Genomic DNA, 15,470 nt, shown 5'->3' with positions numbered 1-15,470 from the left:
TCAGGACCACTAGAGTCGACGCCATGTTGCGACGGAAGATCATGGTGCCGGTCATCGCCCTCGCCGTCCTTGCACTCACCACCGCGTGCAGTTCGCCGACCCCGTCGCCCACCGAGCAGCCGACTCCGGCCTCGACGCCGGCCCCCAACCCCACCCCCACCCCGGAGACACCGGTCGCCGAAGGCATCACCATCACCACCGAGCGCATCGTCGTCGTCGACGCCGCGGGAGACGAGCTCGCGAGCTTCGACTACTTCCAACCGACCGACACGGTCGTCGCTGGCCTCTCGGCGTACCTCGGCGCACCCGTCGACACTCCGTTCGAGGGTCGCAACGACGTCCCGGCAGCGACGTATCACGACTGGGGCGACCTCCGGCTCGTCGACACCGTGCCCGACGGCGAGCCCCCGTACACGCCCGAGCATTGGGTGCGCGCCACCGGTATCGATGCGAACGGCTTGGCGATTCGCGCGGTCGACGGCACCCTGGTGGGCGACCCGATCGACGCGATCTCGGGCGAGTACTCCGATTTCACGAACCCATCCTCAGGACTCACCACGCGCTACATCCGGATGGACCTCGTCGACCTGCCGCCGATGAACGGCAGCGACGAGCTGAACTTCGCGACCGCGGTCTACGGCAGCGTCGACGACAACCGCGTCGACGCGATCATCGCGCCGTCGGCCAACTTCGGCGCCTGACGTCGCACGCGCTCCGATCGCCTGAGGCGCGCCCGCGGCTACTCGTGCTGCGGGAAGCCCAGGTTGATCCCGCCGTGGCTCGGGTCGAGCCAGCGTGAGGTGATCGCCTTCTCCTGCGTGAAGAAGTCGAAGCCGCGAGCGCCGTAGGCCTTCGCGTCGCCGAAGAACGAGTCCTTCCAGCCGCCGAACGAGTGGTACGCCACCGGCACGGGGATCGGCACGTTGATGCCGACCATGCCGACCGTCACCTCGCGCTGGAACCGGCGGGCGGCCCCGCCGTCGTTCGTGAAGATCGCGGTGCCGTTGCCGTAGGGCGACGCGTTGATGATCCCGAGCCCCTCCTCGTAGCCCGAGACCCGCACGACCGAGAGCACGGGGCCGAAGATCTCGTCGCGGTACACCGCCGACGATGTCGGCACCCGGTCGACGAGGGTCGGGCCCATCCAGAAGCCGTTCGGGTCGCCGTCGACCTGCGGGTCGCGCCCGTCGACGACGACGCTCGCGCCGTCGGTCGCCGCCACGTCGAGGTAGCCGGCGACCTTGTCGCGGTGCTCGCGGGTGATCAGCGGGCCCATGTCGCAGCCGCGCCGACCGTCGCCGGTCGTGAGCCGCGACATCCGCTCGGCGACCTTCGCCACGAACTCGTCGGCGACCTGCTCGACCGCGAGCACCGCGGAGATCGCCATGCACCGCTCGCCCGCGGAGCCGAAGCCGGCGTTCACCGCGGCGTCGGCCGCGAGGTCGAGGTCGGCGTCGGGCAGCACGAGCATGTGGTTCTTCGCGCCGCCGAGGGCCTGCACCCGCTTGCCGTTCGCGGTGGCCGTCGCGTAGATGTACCGTGCGATCGGCGTCGAGCCGACGAACGAGATCGAGCGCACGGTCGGGTGCTCGAGCAAGGCGTCGACGGCGACCTTGTCGCCGTGCACGACGTTGAGCACGCCGTCGGGCAGCCCCGCCTCCTGCATGAGCCGGGCGAGCCAGACCGCAGCCGACGGGTCCTTCTCGGAGGGCTTCAGCACGACCGTGTTGCCGGTCGCGATCGCGAGCGGGAAGAACCACAGCGGCACCATCGCCGGGAAGTTGAACGGCGAGATGATGCCGACCACGCCGACGGGCTGGCGCAGCGTGTACACGTCGACGCCGGTCGACACGTTCTCGGAGTACTCGCCCTTCGTCGCGAACGGCATCGCGCAGGCGAGCTCGACGACCTCGAGGCCGCGCGAGATCTCGCCCTGCGCGTCGCCGAGCACCTTGCCGTGCTCGCTCGTGAGGATCTCGGCGAGCTCGCCCGACCGCTCGTTCAGCAGTTCGCGGAACCGGAACATCACCTGCTGGCGCTTCGCGATCGAGGTGTCGCGCCAGGCGGGGAAGGCGCCGGCCGCGGCTTCCACCGCGGCATCGACGTCGGATGCCTCGGCGAACGCCACCCGCTTCTGCTCGACGCCGAGCGCGGGGTTGTAGACGGGTCCGGTGCGGGCGGCGTCGCCGCCCGCAGGCGCCCCGCCGATCCAGTGCTGGATGGTGTCGGTCATGATCGTTCTCCTCTCGCCGGTCGAGTGGTGACGAAGGAGCGCATCGAGACCAGCATGCCGGTGTGGCCTCGATACGGCGCTGCGCGCCTCCTCGACCGACCTCCTTCTCCGCTAGTCGGCGACCAGTGCGGTCGCCAGCACGTCGTCGTAGATCGCGGCCGCCTCGGCGACCTCGTCGGCCGTGACGACGCAGGGCGGCACGACGTGGATGCGGTTGTCCTGGATGAATGGCAGCAGCCCGCGCCCGATGAGCGCGGACTTGATGCGGCCCATGGCCGCGGCCGGCAGCGGCTCGCGGGTCTTGCGGTCGGCGACCAGCTCGACGGCCCAGAACACGCCCTCGCCGCGCACCTCGCCGATGACGTCGTGCCGGTCGGCGAGGTCTCCGAGGGCCGGGGCGATCGCCTCGGCGCCGATCTCGCGGGCGTGCTCCACGATGCGCTCCGACGACATGGCGTCGAGGGTTGCGACGATCGACGCCATCGCGAGCGGATGGCCCGAGTAGGTGAGCCCGCCCGGGAACACCCGGTCGTCGAAGGTCGCCGCGATCGGGTCGGAGATCACGACGCCGCCGGCGGGCACGTAGCCCGAGTTCACGCCCTTCGCGAAGGTGATGAGGTCGGGGCGCACGTCGTAGCCGTCGAACGCGAACCAGCGGCCGGTGCGACCGAACCCCGCCATCACCTCGTCGAGGATGAGCAGGATGCCGTGCGCGTCGCACAGCGCACGCACCCCGGCGAGGTAGCCGGGCGGCGGCACGAGGACGCCTGCGGTGCCGGGGATCGTCTCGAGGAGCACCGCCGCGATCGTCTGCGGCCCCTCCGACTCGATCACCCGGGAGAGGTGACGCAGGGCGCGCTCCGACTCCTCTTCGGGCGTCGACGCCCAGAACTCCGAGCGGTACAGGTAGGGACCGAAGAAGTGCACGTGGCCGCGGGCGAACTCGTTCGGCATGCGCCGCCAGTCGCCCGTCGCGACGATCGCCGCACCGGTGTTGCCGTGGTAGGAGCGGTACGTCGAGAGCACCTTGTCGCGGCCGGTGTGCAGGCGTGCCATACGCACCGCGTTCTCGTTCGCGTCGGCGCCGCCGTTCGTGAAGAACACCTTCGAGAAGCCGTCGGGCGCTCGGTCGACGATACGCTTGGCCGCCTCGCCGCGGGCGAGGTTGACGGTCGACGGTGCGATCGTCGTGAGCAGCTCGGCCTGCTCGCGGATGGCGGCGACGACGGCCGGGTGCTCGTGCCCGATGTTGACGTTCACGAGCTGGCTCGAGAAGTCGAGGTACTCGCGTCCGGCGTGGTCCCACACCCGCGAGCCGCGACCGCTCGCGACGACGAGTCCCGGCGGCGCCGCCTGCGCCGACCAGGAGTGGAACACGTGCGCCTGGTCGAGCTCTCGCGCGAGTTCGTCGAGCCCGTCGGTGAGGCTGTCGGTCATGGGGTGCCCTTCGTCGAACGGATCAGCGCTTCGCGGTGACGTGGTCGGCGAGCGCCGGGATGACGGTCTCGCCGTAGACGCGAAGCGTCTCCTCCTTGTTGTCGTGCTGCAGGTAGCCGGCGAACTGGTCGACGCCGAGCGCCTTCAGCTGCTCGAGCTTCTCGATGTGCTCGTCGGCGTTGCCGAGCAGGCAGAAGCGGTCGATGATCTCGTCGGGCACGAAGTCGGTGTGCGTGTTGCCGGCGCGGCCGTGCTCGTTGTAGTCGTAGCCCTTGCGACCGGCGATGTACGACGACAGCGCCTCGGGGACGGCCCCGCCCGCGGCCTCCGACTTCGAGCCGTACTTCTCCACGATGTCGGCGATGTGGTTGCCGACCATCCCGCCGAACCAGCGGCACTGGTCGCGCATGTGCGCGCGGTCGTCGCCGATGTAGAAGGGGGCGGCCACGCAGATCTTCACCGACATGGGGTCGCGGCCCGCGGCCTCGGCGGCCTCGCGCACGTGCCGGATCATCCACGCCGCGATGTCGACGTCGGCCAGCTGCAGGATGAAGCCGTCGCCGACCTCGCCGGCGGCCTTGAGCGCGAGCGGACCGTACGCGGCGACCCACACCTCGAGCTTCGACCCCTCGCTCCACGGGAACTGCAGGGTCGAGCCGTGGTACTCGACCGGCCGCGAGTTCGCGAGTTCGCGGATGACGTGGATCGACTCCCGCAGCTCGGCGATCGTGGTCGGCTTGCCGTTCGTCACGCGCACCGCCGAGTCGCCGCGACCGATCCCGCAGATCGTGCGGTTGCCGTACATCTCGTTGAGCGTGGCGAACACGCTCGCGGTGACCGTCCAGTCGCGGGTGGCGGGGTTCGTCACGAACGGGCCGACCGTGATCTTGCGCGTCTCGGCGAGGATCTGGGAGTGGATCACGTACGGCTCCTGCCAGAGCAGGTGCGAGTCGAACGTCCACACATGGCTGAAGCCGTGGTCCTCCGCGAGCTTGGCGAGCTGGATCGCCCGCGCCGACGGCGGGTTGGTCTGCAGCACTGCGCCGAAGTCCATTTCGTCTCCTTCCATGCCGTGGTCTCGATACGCGCTTCGCGCTCCTCGACCGACGACGTCAGCTCAAGTACTGGCTCAGGCCGCGCTTCAGGAACCGGCCGTCGCCCTTGGCGCCGAGGTACTCGCCGCCGTCGACGACGACCTTGCCCCGCGAGAGCACCGTGTCGACGTGCCCGTCGATCTCGAAGCCCTCCCACGCGGAGTGGTCCATGTTCATGTGGTGCGTGCGTCCCTCGCCGTAGCCGATCGAGGTGCGCCCGTTCGGGTCGTAGACCACGACGTCGGCATCGGCGCCGGGCTGGATGACGCCCTTGCGGCCGTACAGCCCGAACATGCGCGCCGGCGTCGTCGACGTGAGCTCGACCCAGCGTTCGAGGGTGATCTCGCCGGTCACGACGCCCTGGTACATGAGGTCCATGCGGTGCTCGACGCCGCCGATGCCGTTCGGGATCTTGCGGAAGTCGCCGAGCCCGAGCTCTTTCTGGTCTTTCATGCAGAAGGGGCAGTGGTCGGTCGAGACCATCTGCAGGTCGTTCGTGCGCAGCGCCTGCCACATCGCCTGCTGGTGCCCCTCTTCTCGCGAGCGCAGCGGGGTCGAGCACACCCACTTGGCGCCTTCGAAGGCACCCCATTGGTCGCTGGATGCGGCGAGCTGGTCTTCGAGCGAGAGGTAGAGGTACTGGGGACAGGTCTCGCCGAACACGTTCTGCCCCTTGTCGCGCGCCCACGCGAGCTGCTCGACCGCCTGCTTCGCCGACACGTGCACCACGTAGAGCGGGGCGCCCGTGAGCTTCGCGAGCATGATCGCGCGGTGGGTCGCCTCCTCCTCCATCTCCCAGGCTCGGGCGATGCCGTGGAAGTACGGGTCGGTCTTGCCCGCTGCGACGAGCTGCTCGGCGAGCACGTCGATCGCCGGCCCGTTCTCGGCGTGCATCATCGTGAGCATGCCGGTGTCGCGCGAGACCTGCATCGCCTTCAGCACCTGGGCGTCGTCGGAGTAGAAGACGCCCGGATAGGCCATGAAGAGCTTGAAGCTCGAGATGCCCTCGTCGGGCAGCGCGCGCATCGCGGCGAGGGCGTCGTCGTCGACGCCGCCGACGATCTGGTGGAAGCCGTAGTCGATCGCGCAGTTGCCCGCGGCCTTCTCGTGCCAGGCGGCGAGGCCGTCTTGCACGCGCTCGCCGTAGCGCTGCACGGCGAAGTCGATGATCGACGTCGTGCCGCCGTGCGCGGCGGCACGCGTTCCCGTCTCGAACGTGTCGCTCGCCTCGGTGCCGCCGAACGGCAGCTGCATGTGCGTGTGCGCGTCGATGCCGCCGGGGATCACGTACTTGCCGGTGGCGTCGATGACGCGATCGGCGCTCGCCGCGACATCCGTGCCGAGCAGTTCGGAACCCGGTTCGAGGAGGGCGACGATGCGCTCGCCGTCGATGAGCACGTCGGCCGCGGCGCGACCGGTCGCGCTGACGACCGTGCCGCCGGTGATGAGGGTCGTGGTCATTGATGCTCCAATCTCCGCCGGTCGAGTAGGCCGGTGGCCGTATCGAGAACCTGCGTGATCTCGATCCGCTTCGCTACTCGATCGACGACTTCACGGCTTCGCGATCTTCGTGTAGGAGTCGGGCCGGCGGTCGCGGTAGAACTGCCAGTCGTCGCGCATCTGCCGCACCATGTCGAGGTCGAGGTCGCGCACGAGCAGCTCCTCGTGCTCGCTCGAGCCGCGCTCGCCGACGAAGTTGCCGCGCGGGTCGATGACCTGGCTCGTGCCGTAGAAGTCGACGGCGAGCTCGCCGTACTCGTTGTCCTCGCGGCCGACGCGGTTCGGCTGCAGCACGAAGTAGCCGTTGGCGACCGCGGCGCACGGGCCCTCGACCTCCCACAGGCGGTTCGAGAGGCCGGGCTTCGTCGCGTTCGGGTTGAACACCATGTGCGCATCGTTCAGGCCGAGCTCGCGCCACCCTTCGGGGAAGTGCCGGTCGTAGCAGATGTACATGCCGACCCGGCCGACCGCGGTGTCGAAGACGGGGTAGCCGAGGTTGCCGGGGCGGAAGTAGAACTTCTCCCAGAACCGGTCGAGGTGCGGCAGGTGGTGCTTGCGGTACTTGCCGAGGATCTCGCCGTCGGCGTCGACCAGCACCGAGGTGTTGTAGTAGACCCCGGTCTCGGCCTCTTCGTAGATCGGCAGCACCATGACGGTGCCGAGTTCCTTCGCGACCGCGGCGAAGCGCTGCACGATCGGCCCGTCGGCCGCCTCGGCGAAGCGGTAGTATTTCTGATCCTGCGTGATGCCGAAGTACGGGCCGTAGAACAGCTCTTGGAAGCAGACGACCTGCGCGCCCTGCGCTGCGGCGTCTCGGGCGAACTGCTCGTGCTTGTCGAGCATCGATGCCTTGTCGCCGGTCCAGGTCGTCTGGGTGATGGCCGCTCGGACGGTGGTCATGCTGCCTCCTGCCGCACTTCGAGGTGCTCTCGTGGCTCATGGTGCCTGTCGACCCATACTCTCGCCGGGGCGCGGATGGGGCAATGGGCTGCTCGGATGAGCACGCGAGGGAGGGTCGGGTCAGGCCACCTCTCGCTGCGGCTGCGACTGCTGCAGCGGCTCGAGGTGCTCGGGCACGAGCTGGATGCCGCCGGTGCTGTTCGCCGAACGCATGAGCTGCTCGAGCCACTCGCGGTTGAGCTCGGGCGCCTCCGGCTCGTCGAAGACGAAGCGCAGCGGGATCGCGGGGTGCAGCCAGAGAGTGCTCCGACCCTCGGGGTGGTCCTCGGGATGCGCCCACGACAGCGTGAAGCTCTCGTTGCGGCGCAGCTTCGCGATGATCGCGACCTTGAGGTGCGCGAGCGCGCGGTCCTCGATGCGGGTGCTCAAGCCGCTGCCGTAGTAGATGGTGCCCATGCGATCGAGCGTAGGAGCGCGGTCGCCCCCGGGGCGCTGCGGAAGCAGCCGGTATGCGAACGACTCGCTGCAGATGACGAACGACGTCAGGAACGCGCGCGGCGGAGCTGCTCGCTCGGCGTGCAGCCGTACTGCTCGCGGTAGTAGCGCGCGAAGCGCGACGAGTGCCCGAACCCCCAGCGCCGGGCGACGACCGCGACCGCCTCGACGCCGAGGACGAGCTCGTCGTGGGCGCCGGCGAGGCGCACGCGTCGCAGGTACTGCATCGGCGACTCGCCCGTCGACCGCAGGAACGCGTACTGCAGCCCGCGCGTCGAGATGTGCACGGCTTCGGCGACCTCGTCGACCGTGATCGGCTCGCGCGCATGCTGGTCGATGTAGGTCATCGCACGGCGCACGGTGGCGTCGGCCGGGCCGCGCTGCGGCGACCGCTCGATCGTGTCGAGGTAGGTCGTCGGGATCGCGGCGAGCGTGATCCGCAGCGCGTGGGCGGCGAGCTCGGCCGCGATGAGCGGCTCGTCGTGCCCGCCGTCGTCGACGAGCGAACGACGAACGTGGTCGAACGCGCTGAGCCAGGCGCGTCCGGCGGCCGCCGATCTCGGCTGCGGGTCGAGCACCCGCAGCCGCAGCGCGTCGTCGCCGCTCATGCGCCGCGCCAGGCGCTCGGCGCCGGCGAGGTCGAAGATGAACGCCCGCACCTGCGCCTCGCCCCGCCAGCTCGCCTCCACCGGCCTGCGGCTGCAGGCCCACGGCATCGCCGCGTCGAACGCGGTGCGTGCGGTGCCCACGCCGCCGCCGGGGGTCGTCAACTGGCAGACGAAGAGCTGGTCGGCGGCGTCGACCACGGAGTCCACGTCGGCGTCGAGCCGGTACTCGACGACCGAGAAGCCGTCGAGCGAGGCCGAATCCCACTCGAACCGGAATCGTGCGGGCTCGACCCGCTTGATGCGCGCGCTCGGGGCGAACTGCTGCCAGATCGGCTCGACCACGCCGACGTCTCCGGATCGGAGCCTCATCACCTCGCCCATCGGACCATCCTGCCTCGTTTTCGAGGGGCCGCGGCCGATGGGACGATGTCAGGGTGAAGATCACCGTGCTGGCCGGCGGCGTCGGCGGTTCCCGTTTCGTGCTCGGGCTGCGAGAGGCCGTGCGGCGTCGTGCCGACGCGCAGGCGGGTGCGGCGGTCGGCGAGCGGCCCGGCGGCGCCTCCCCCGACGAGATCACCGTCGTCGTGAACACCGGCGACGACGTGTGGCTCGCGGGCGTGCGGCTCATGCCCGACTTCGACTCGCTGCTCTACGCCCTCGCCGGCGTCAACGACACCGAGCGCGGCTGGGGTCGCGCCGGCGAGACCGAACGCGTCGCCGCGGAGCTGCGCGAGTGGGGCGTCGGCTGGCCGTGGTTCACCCTCGGCGACCTCGACCTCGGCACGCACCTCGCCCGCACCGCGTGGCTGCGCGAGGGCCTCACCCCGTCGCAGGTCGGCGACCGCCTGCAGCGGCGCTGGCCGCTCGGGGCGCGACTCGTCCCCGCGACCGACACCGAGGTCGACACCTGGGTCACGGTGGATGCCGCCGCACTGGGCGATTCGGTCGCCGGGGCGCCGGCCGACGCACCGCCGCCTGACGGCGCGCCGACGAGGGCGGCGATGCACTTCCAGGAGTGGTGGACCAGGCACCGCGCCGCCGTCCCCGCGCTCGCCTTCACGCAGCGGAACCTCGCCTCGGCCCGGCCGGCCCCCGGCGTCGTCGAGGCGATCGAGGGCGCCGACGTGGTGCTCGTCGCCCCGTCGAACCCCGTCGTGTCGATCGGCACGATCGTCGCGGTGCCCGGCATCCGCGAGGCACTCGCCGCGACATCCGCACCGGTCGTCGGCGTCTCGCCGATCATCGGCGGCCGCGTCGTGCGCGGCATGGCCGATGCGTGCCTGCCGGTCATCGGCGTCGAGACGAGCGCGGAGGCGGTCGGCCGGCACTACGGCGCGCGATCCGGTGGCGGCATCATCGACGGTTGGCTCGTCGACGAGACGGATGCCTCGGCGCTGGGCCCGCTCGCCGAGGCCGGGCTGGTCGCGGCCGCGGTGCCGCTGTGGATGCGCGACGTCGACACCTCGGCGGCGCTCGCCGAGGCCGCGCTCGAGCTCGCGGGCGCCCTGCCGACCGTCGAGTAGCGCGTGGGCGAGCGATCGGTCGACCCGGTCGACCCGGTCGACCGACCGGATGTGCTCGACGGCAGGCAGTCGTGCGATGGCAGGGTGTCGGTCGGCCGCGGGAGGATTGGGCGATGATCGCAGTCGTGGCGCTCGCGCTCGGTGCGGCGCTCGCCTACGGCGTCGCCGACTTCCTCGGCGGCGTCGCGGCGCGGCGCGCGACCGTGTTCGCGTCGACGACGGTCAACTACGCGGTCGCCGCGCTCGTGCTCGTCGTCGTGGTGTCGGCGACCGGTGGGGTCTGGTCGCTGCCGGCGGTGACGAGCGGGCTCATCGCCGGGGTGCTCGCGCTCATCGGCTTCCTCGCGTTCTTCGCGGCACTGGCCGCCGGGCCGATCTCGCTCGTGACGCCCGTCATCGCCCTGCTGAGCTCGGCGGCGCCGGTCGCGGCGGCACTCATCATCGGCGATCCGCTCGGCCCGCTGGTCTGGGTGGCCGTCGTCGCCGCGGTCGTCGGCTCGGTGCTGATCGGCATGGAGCATCGGCTGAGGGTCAGCGGCCTCAGCACCCGCACGGTCGTGTTCACGCTCGCGGCCGGCCTCGGCTTCGGCTTCGCGACGGTCGCCCTCGACCGGGTGCCCGACGACTCGGGGCTCATCCCGGTGCTGCTCGACTCGGTCACGGGCGCGGTCGTGCTGCTCGCCGTCGCACTGCTCGCGCCGATGAGCGCACCGATCCGCCGCCTGCTCGCGCTGCTCGACCCGCCCGCCGCGTCGCTCGAGTCCGCAGCTCCTGCTCGAGAATCCGACCGCTCCCCCGCCCGCACCGAGGATGGCGACGAATCTCCTGCAGAGGCCGGGACGCACGGTCTGGCCTCGACCGCGATGCTGTCCGCGGCAGCGGCCGGCCTGCTCACGGGCATCGCGAACGTGCTGCTCATGCTCGGGCTGCACGCGGGCAACGTCGCCGTCGTCGCCGTGCTCACGAACCTCTACCCGCTCGCGACGATGGCGCTCGCCTGGATCGTGCTGCGCGAGCACCTCTCACGCGTGCAGCTCGTCGGCGCGCTGCTCGCACTCGCGGCCTCGGTGCTGCTCGGCGTCGCCTGAGCCCCGTCAAGCCCGTTGCCCGACGGACCGCCTGCTGCGAGCGTGGTCGCGTACCCGGACGAGCGACCCTGGAGGGCGACATGACCTCGATGAACGATCCCGAGACCACCGCCGACACCGAGGCCCGGCGCGCGGGCGACCAGCGGGCGGAGCGCCTGGCCCGCGACGTCGAGGACCGCGAGCGCGCCTCCGACGAGCGAGGAACGACCGACGACGCCGAGCCGATGACCGACTCGACCGACGGCGGGCTCGACGGCGGCGACCCCGGCGTGGAGGAGTGAACCGACCGCCCTACGGAATGTAGTCGACGACCCCCTGCGGCGCCACGCCGGCACGATACCGCTCGACGAGCTCGCGCCATCCCTGCTCGGGAGTGAACTCGTGAGCATGCACCGCCTCGGTGAAGTGCCACAGCAGGTAGGGGTGGGCGCCGAGCGCGTAGAGCGCCGCGTAGTCGCGGGCGGCGAAGGCCGCGCGCTCCGCCTCGGTCAGCACGCGGTCGTCGGTCGCGCCCTCCGCGCCGGCGCCGGCGCCGAGCCATCCCTCGACGTAGGCCGCAGGATCGGCGGCGTAGGCCGCCACGCGCGCGTCGCTCAGCTCGACGTACCGCATGAACTTGTCGACCATGTACTTCGTCATCAGCGGCTCCCCCACAGGAAGAACGGGCTCGACGCGAAGCGCGACTCGGCGACGTCGACGAAGTCGGCGGGGCGGCCCATCGCCGCGAGCGCGGTGATCGCGTTGAGGTACTGGTAGGTCATGCATCCGGCCTCGGTGATGCGCTCGAAGTCGCTGCACACCCGGATCGCCCCGTCGAGGTCGCCGTCGCGCATCCACGCGGCGGCCGCCTCGTCGAAGGCGGGGTCGGGCGAGCCCGCGAACGTGCGCGGACCGCCGACGTCGTTCGCCATGTGCCCCGAGGTGAGGATCGCGACGCGCGCGTCCGACTCCCACGACGAGATCGCCCGGCTCAGGTGCTCGCCGAGCGCGATGAAGCGTCGCACGCTCGGCACCGGCGGCATCGAGGCGTTCGTGTGGATCGGCACGACCGGCAGGTCGAGCTCGGGCCTGACGTACTGCAGCGGGATGACGAAGCTGTGGTCGAGCCGCCACTCGAGGCTCACCGCGAAGTCGATCGCCTCGGGCAGCACGGTGCGTCCCGAGATCTCGTCGGCGAGTTCCCGGTGGCCTGAGACCTCCACGGCGTCCATGCCGAACGTGCGCACCTCGTTCTCCCACGTGCCGTGGTACGAGTCGGCCTTGCCGACGACGAACGCCGGCGACGTGTCGTAGAAGAACTGCCGCAGGTGGTCGGTGCCGATGACGACGACGACGTCGACGTCGTGCTCGGCGAACGCGCGCCGGAAGCGCGCGAAGTTCGCCGCGACCCCCGCGAGGTCGTCGGGCATCGGGTCGCGCATCGCGCGCCAGAGCAGCGGGTTGTGCGGCGTCGCCGCCGCGAGCACGAGTTCGGCCATGTCTCGCCTCTCAGATTCCGAACAGCTTGCGGGCGTTGTCGAGCAGGATCTTCCGCCGCGACTCGGGCTTGAACGGCAGGTCGTCGAACTCGGTCAGCCACCGGTCGACGGTCATCACCGGCCAGTCCGAGCCGAACAGCACCCGGTCGGTGATGAGCGAGTCGGCGTAGCGCACGACCTCGGGCGGCAGGTACTTCGGCGCCCAGCCCGAGAGGTCGAGGTAGACGTTCGACTTGTGCCACACCATCGCGAGGTTCTCGAGGTGCCACGGCCAGGCCGGGTGGGCGCTGATGACCTTGAGCTCGGGGAACTCCGCCGCGACGTCGTCGAGGTACGGGATCGGGCGCGCGTTCTCGAGCCGGTACCCGCCCCCGCCGGGTGTGCCGGCGCCCGCCCCGGGGAAGCCCGAGTGGAACATCACCACGAGCCCGAGCTCGGCGCACGCCTCCCAGATCGGGAAGAAGCGGCGGTCGTTCGGCAGGAACTTCTGCCGCGAGGCGTTGAGCTCGCCCACGCCCTTGATGCCGTACTCGCCATGCATGCGACGGATCTCGGCGATCGCGGCCTCGCCCTTCCACGGGTCGATGCCCGCGAACGCGATGAACGCGTCGGGGTGGTCGACCTGCGCCCTGCCGAGCAGGTCGTTCGGCGCGCCCGGGATGCCCGAGGTCGTCTCCGAGTCGGAGTTCACGATGACCGCCATCATCCTGCGGTCGCGGTACTGGTCGGCCTGCTCGGCGAACGAGACGACCGGCCGCTCGCGCCCGAAGTGCTTCGCCATCTGCTGGTGGCGCTTGCCCATGGCGGCGAGGAACTCCTCGGTCTGCGGGTGGGTGTGCACGTCGATCGCGACGAGCTCGTCGGTGCGGGTCATGCGCGGGTCCCTTCTGCGACGGCGACGTCGTCGATGATCGTGGATGCCTCGCCGAGCAGTCGCCCGTCGTGCTCGCCGAGCCTCGGGGCGGCGCGCAGCGCCGGGCGACCGCTGCGGTGGAACCGGGTGCTCGGCACCGGCACCCGCAGCGGCCCCTCGTGCCCGGCGATCTCCTCGACCAGGCCCATCGACGCGACCTGCGGGTCGTCGAAGAGATCGGCGACGGTGTTGAGCGGCCCATGGGGGATGTCGTGCTCGACCAGGCGATCGAGCCAGTACTGCCGAGGCATCCGCGCCGTGATCTTCTTGAGCTCGACGTCGAGATCGTCGTAGTTGCGCACGCGAGCCTCGCGCGTCGCGAAACGCGGGTCCTCGGCGAGCTCGGGGTGCTCGAGCACGTCGACGAGGCCGGTCCAGAACTTCTCGGGCACCGACATGTGGATCACGAACGCCCGGCCGTCGGAGCCGCGGCACGCGTAGGCCTGCGCCCGCCGCGGGCGAGAGTCGGGCCCCGCGACCTGGCCGGTCTCGAGGTAGGTCGACGCCGCCTCGGTGAGGAAGTCGATGAGCGAGCCGACCATCGACACCTCGATGTGCTCGCCCTCACCGCTCGCGTTGCGGGCGTGCAGCGCCGCGAGCACCGCCTGGGCGGCCTGCATGCCCGAGAGCAGGTCGGAGAACGCCGGCCCCATCGGCCGCAGGATGTGCTCGGGCACCACCTGGCTGTACATGCCCCCGACCGCCGAGATCACGGTGTCGTAGGCGGGGCGCTTCGCGTACGGGCCCTCGGCCCCGAAGCCCGTGATCGAGCAGCTGACGAGGCGCGGGTTGCGCGCGCGCAGGACGTCGGGCCCGAAGCCGAGCCGCTCGGCGACCCCGGGGCGGAAGTTCTCGATGAGCACGTCGGCGTCACCCGCGAGCCGCAGCAGCTCGGCGAGTCCGCGCTCGCCCTTGAGGTCGAGCACGACCGCGCGCTTGCCGCGGTTGTAGGCGGCGAACTGCGGGCTCATGGCGCCGTGGCCCTCCCAGCGGCGCATCGGGTCGCCGTCGGGCGACTCGACCTTGATCACGTCGGCGCCGAGGTCGGCGAGCAGCTTCGCCGCGTACGGGCCCGAGATGTACTGGCCGAGCTCGACCACGCGGATGCCGACGAGCGGGCCCGCCGCTCGAGGAGGCGACGAGGGAGCCGACTCGAAACCCTCACGTTCAACTGACATCGATGATCACCTTTCCTGGCGGCGAGTCGGAGAAGTCGCGGTAGGCCCCGCGCACGTCGCCGAGGTCGTAGCGTGCGCCGATCGCGGGAGTCACCGCACCCGCGGCCACGAGGTCGAGCGCACGGCGCACCTGGGCGTAGTCGGCGCTCGCGACGCCGATGAGTCGCTTGCGCCTGAGGTAGAAGTCGCGGGAGTCGAGCTCGACGCCCGGGTCGACCGAGGCGGCGCAGAACACCGCTCGCCCCGCCCACGAGAGCGCCGCGACGCCCGCACCGAGCGTCGGCCCGTGGCCGCTGACGTCGATGACGACGTCGAAGCCGCCGGGCTGTTCTGCGGCGAGCGCGGCGCGCAGTCGGGCGGTCCCGTCGGCGCGGATCGCGCGCACGCCGGGCGGTGCCTCGTCGAGCGAGCCTCGCGAGGCTGCGACGACGTCGGCGCCGAGGTGCGCGGCGAGCGCGGTCGCCGCCCGGCCGAGCGTGCCGCCCGCGCCCGTGACGAGCACGCGCTCGCCCTCGGCGACCCCCGCCGTCTCGATGGCGTTGAGCACGATCGGCACGCTGTGCACGGCCGCCGTCGCGACAGCGGACGGCAGCGCGCCGCGCGGGAACGCGTTGCGCGCCGGCACGGCGACGAGGTCGGCGGCTCCGCCGTCGCGGTGCACGCCGACGACGACCTGCGCGGGGCAGTCGGCCTCGCGCCCCCGCGCGCAGGCCGGGCACCCGCCGCAGGCGATGTTGGGTTTCACGACGACGGCCTCGCCGAGGCGGGCCGGGTCGACGCCGTCGCCGACTGCGACGATCTCGCCGGCGGGGTCGATGCCGAGCACGCGGGGCAGCTTCGCCGCGACACCGGGGCCGACGCCCGCGATGACGTTGAGGTCGAGCTGGTTGACGCCCACGGTCTCGACGCGCACGAGCACCTCGCCGGCCGCGAGGCCCGGCGCCCCGCGCTCGGCGACGGCGAGACCGTCGAGGCCGTGGGCCGAGAGCACCGCTGCGCGCACCGTCGCCTCCTCGTCGAGCG

General features: G+C 71.4%; 16 protein-coding genes. 4 read left to right on the top strand and 12 right to left on the bottom strand.

Features of this window, described 5'->3' with window-relative positions; all coding sequences use genetic code 11:
• Positions 1–23 precede the first annotated feature (23 nt).
• Positions 24–701 (top strand): hypothetical protein, encoded by a 678-nt coding sequence (locus tag ACWGPE_RS09660; RefSeq protein ID WP_452048589.1) that lies wholly within the window; start codon positions 24–26, stop codon positions 699–701.
• Between the two features lie 38 nt (positions 702–739).
• Here ACWGPE_RS09660 and ACWGPE_RS09655 read toward each other — a convergent pair whose 3' ends face one another.
• The 7 genes from ACWGPE_RS09655 to ACWGPE_RS09625 form a co-directional block, all read right to left on the bottom strand.
• Positions 740–2,233 carry a CoA-acylating methylmalonate-semialdehyde dehydrogenase gene (locus tag ACWGPE_RS09655; RefSeq protein WP_231429596.1) on the bottom strand — a complete coding sequence of 498 codons (1,494 nt, stop codon included), beginning with the start codon at positions 2,231–2,233 and terminating at the stop codon, positions 740–742.
• Positions 2,234–2,344: 111 nt separating this feature from the next.
• Positions 2,345–3,670, bottom strand: coding sequence for an aspartate aminotransferase family protein (locus ACWGPE_RS09650; RefSeq protein ID WP_231429595.1), 1,326 nt, complete (start codon positions 3,668–3,670; stop codon positions 2,345–2,347).
• A 22-nt stretch (positions 3,671–3,692) separates the two neighbouring features.
• Positions 3,693–4,724: a TIGR03842 family LLM class F420-dependent oxidoreductase gene (locus ACWGPE_RS09645; protein ID WP_231429594.1), complete on the bottom strand. Its 1,032-nt coding sequence runs from the start codon at positions 4,722–4,724 to the stop codon at positions 3,693–3,695.
• 58 nt (positions 4,725–4,782) lie between these two features.
• A complete protein-coding gene (hydA, locus tag ACWGPE_RS09640; protein WP_376930705.1) occupies positions 4,783–6,225 on the bottom strand; it encodes a dihydropyrimidinase in 1,443 nt (480 codons plus the stop codon).
• 90 nt (positions 6,226–6,315) lie between these two features.
• The gene (locus tag ACWGPE_RS09635) at positions 6,316–7,164 is read right to left on the bottom strand and encodes a nitrilase-related carbon-nitrogen hydrolase (RefSeq protein ID WP_275505171.1); all 849 of its coding nucleotides are present in this window, start codon (positions 7,162–7,164) and stop codon (positions 6,316–6,318) included.
• A 120-nt stretch (positions 7,165–7,284) separates the two neighbouring features.
• Positions 7,285–7,620, bottom strand: a complete 336-nt coding sequence (locus ACWGPE_RS09630) for a DUF7882 family protein (protein ID WP_231429591.1) — start codon at positions 7,618–7,620, stop codon at positions 7,285–7,287.
• 86 nt (positions 7,621–7,706) lie between these two features.
• The gene (locus tag ACWGPE_RS09625) at positions 7,707–8,648 is read right to left on the bottom strand and encodes a helix-turn-helix transcriptional regulator (protein ID WP_376930706.1); all 942 of its coding nucleotides are present in this window, start codon (positions 8,646–8,648) and stop codon (positions 7,707–7,709) included.
• A 53-nt stretch (positions 8,649–8,701) separates the two neighbouring features.
• Here ACWGPE_RS09625 and ACWGPE_RS09620 point away from each other — a divergent pair, with 53 nt between their 5' ends.
• The 3 genes from ACWGPE_RS09620 to ACWGPE_RS09610 all read left to right on the top strand — a co-directional run bounded on the left by ACWGPE_RS09620 (position 8,702) and on the right by ACWGPE_RS09610 (position 11,159).
• Positions 8,702–9,790, top strand: coding sequence for a 2-phospho-L-lactate transferase CofD family protein (locus ACWGPE_RS09620; RefSeq protein ID WP_231429589.1), 1,089 nt, complete (start codon positions 8,702–8,704; stop codon positions 9,788–9,790).
• Positions 9,791–9,903: 113 nt separating this feature from the next.
• Positions 9,904–10,878: an EamA family transporter gene (locus ACWGPE_RS09615; protein WP_452048588.1), complete on the top strand. Its 975-nt coding sequence runs from the start codon at positions 9,904–9,906 to the stop codon at positions 10,876–10,878.
• An 80-nt stretch (positions 10,879–10,958) separates the two neighbouring features.
• A complete protein-coding gene (locus ACWGPE_RS09610) occupies positions 10,959–11,159 on the top strand; it encodes a hypothetical protein (protein ID WP_231429587.1) in 201 nt (66 codons plus the stop codon).
• A 10-nt stretch (positions 11,160–11,169) separates the two neighbouring features.
• Here ACWGPE_RS09610 and ACWGPE_RS09605 read toward each other — a convergent pair whose 3' ends face one another.
• The 5 genes from ACWGPE_RS09605 to ACWGPE_RS09585 are packed head-to-tail and all read right to left on the bottom strand — an operon-like array spanning position 11,170 to position 15,450.
• The gene (locus tag ACWGPE_RS09605; protein WP_275505168.1) at positions 11,170–11,517 is read right to left on the bottom strand and encodes a hypothetical protein; all 348 of its coding nucleotides are present in this window, start codon (positions 11,515–11,517) and stop codon (positions 11,170–11,172) included.
• Positions 11,517–12,356: a DODA-type extradiol aromatic ring-opening family dioxygenase gene (locus tag ACWGPE_RS09600; RefSeq protein ID WP_231429585.1), complete on the bottom strand. Its 840-nt coding sequence runs from the start codon at positions 12,354–12,356 to the stop codon at positions 11,517–11,519. Before ACWGPE_RS09600 ends, ACWGPE_RS09605 begins: the two co-directional genes overlap by 1 nt.
• A 10-nt stretch (positions 12,357–12,366) precedes the next feature.
• Positions 12,367–13,230 carry an amidohydrolase family protein gene (locus ACWGPE_RS09595; protein WP_231429584.1) on the bottom strand — a complete coding sequence of 288 codons (864 nt, stop codon included), beginning with the start codon at positions 13,228–13,230 and terminating at the stop codon, positions 12,367–12,369.
• Positions 13,227–14,447: a CaiB/BaiF CoA transferase family protein gene (locus tag ACWGPE_RS09590; protein ID WP_452048587.1), complete on the bottom strand. Its 1,221-nt coding sequence runs from the start codon at positions 14,445–14,447 to the stop codon at positions 13,227–13,229. The genes ACWGPE_RS09595 and ACWGPE_RS09590 overlap by 4 nt, the downstream gene beginning before the upstream one ends.
• Positions 14,437–15,450, bottom strand: a complete 1,014-nt coding sequence (locus ACWGPE_RS09585) for an alcohol dehydrogenase catalytic domain-containing protein (RefSeq protein WP_231429582.1) — start codon at positions 15,448–15,450, stop codon at positions 14,437–14,439. Before ACWGPE_RS09585 ends, ACWGPE_RS09590 begins: the two co-directional genes overlap by 11 nt.
• Between the last annotated feature and the right edge of the window lie 20 nt (positions 15,451–15,470).

The organism is Agromyces sp. NPDC055658 (genome assembly GCF_053618155.1).
Note: the sequence above shows the minus strand (reverse complement) of the source record. Positions and strands in the feature narration are given on the sequence as shown.

What these genes read in the sequence shown, in the direction of transcription:
- ACWGPE_RS09645 (WP_231429594.1), bottom strand. Translation starts at nt 4,724, where the DNA reads ATGGACTTCGGCGCAGTGCTGCAGACCAACCCGCCGTCGGCGCGGGCG.
- ACWGPE_RS09610 (WP_231429587.1), top strand. Translation starts at nt 10,959, where the DNA reads ATGACCTCGATGAACGATCCCGAGACCACCGCCGACACCGAGGCCCGG.
- ACWGPE_RS09605 (WP_275505168.1), bottom strand. Translation starts at nt 11,517, where the DNA reads ATGACGAAGTACATGGTCGACAAGTTCATGCGGTACGTCGAGCTGAGC.
- ACWGPE_RS09650 (WP_231429595.1), bottom strand. Translation starts at nt 3,670, where the DNA reads ATGACCGACAGCCTCACCGACGGGCTCGACGAACTCGCGCGAGAGCTC.
- ACWGPE_RS09615 (WP_452048588.1), top strand. Translation starts at nt 9,904, where the DNA reads ATGATCGCAGTCGTGGCGCTCGCGCTCGGTGCGGCGCTCGCCTACGGC.
- ACWGPE_RS09630 (WP_231429591.1), bottom strand. Translation starts at nt 7,620, where the DNA reads ATGGGCACCATCTACTACGGCAGCGGCTTGAGCACCCGCATCGAGGAC.
- ACWGPE_RS09660 (WP_452048589.1), top strand. Translation starts at nt 24, where the DNA reads ATGTTGCGACGGAAGATCATGGTGCCGGTCATCGCCCTCGCCGTCCTT.
- ACWGPE_RS09590 (WP_452048587.1), bottom strand. Translation starts at nt 14,447, where the DNA reads ATGTCAGTTGAACGTGAGGGTTTCGAGTCGGCTCCCTCGTCGCCTCCT.
- ACWGPE_RS09625 (WP_376930706.1), bottom strand. Translation starts at nt 8,648, where the DNA reads ATGGGCGAGGTGATGAGGCTCCGATCCGGAGACGTCGGCGTGGTCGAG.
- ACWGPE_RS09595 (WP_231429584.1), bottom strand. Translation starts at nt 13,230, where the DNA reads ATGACCCGCACCGACGAGCTCGTCGCGATCGACGTGCACACCCACCCG.
- hydA (WP_376930705.1), bottom strand. Translation starts at nt 6,225, where the DNA reads ATGACCACGACCCTCATCACCGGCGGCACGGTCGTCAGCGCGACCGGT.
- ACWGPE_RS09600 (WP_231429585.1), bottom strand. Translation starts at nt 12,356, where the DNA reads ATGGCCGAACTCGTGCTCGCGGCGGCGACGCCGCACAACCCGCTGCTC.
- ACWGPE_RS09635 (WP_275505171.1), bottom strand. Translation starts at nt 7,164, where the DNA reads ATGACCACCGTCCGAGCGGCCATCACCCAGACGACCTGGACCGGCGAC.
- ACWGPE_RS09655 (WP_231429596.1), bottom strand. Translation starts at nt 2,233, where the DNA reads ATGACCGACACCATCCAGCACTGGATCGGCGGGGCGCCTGCGGGCGGC.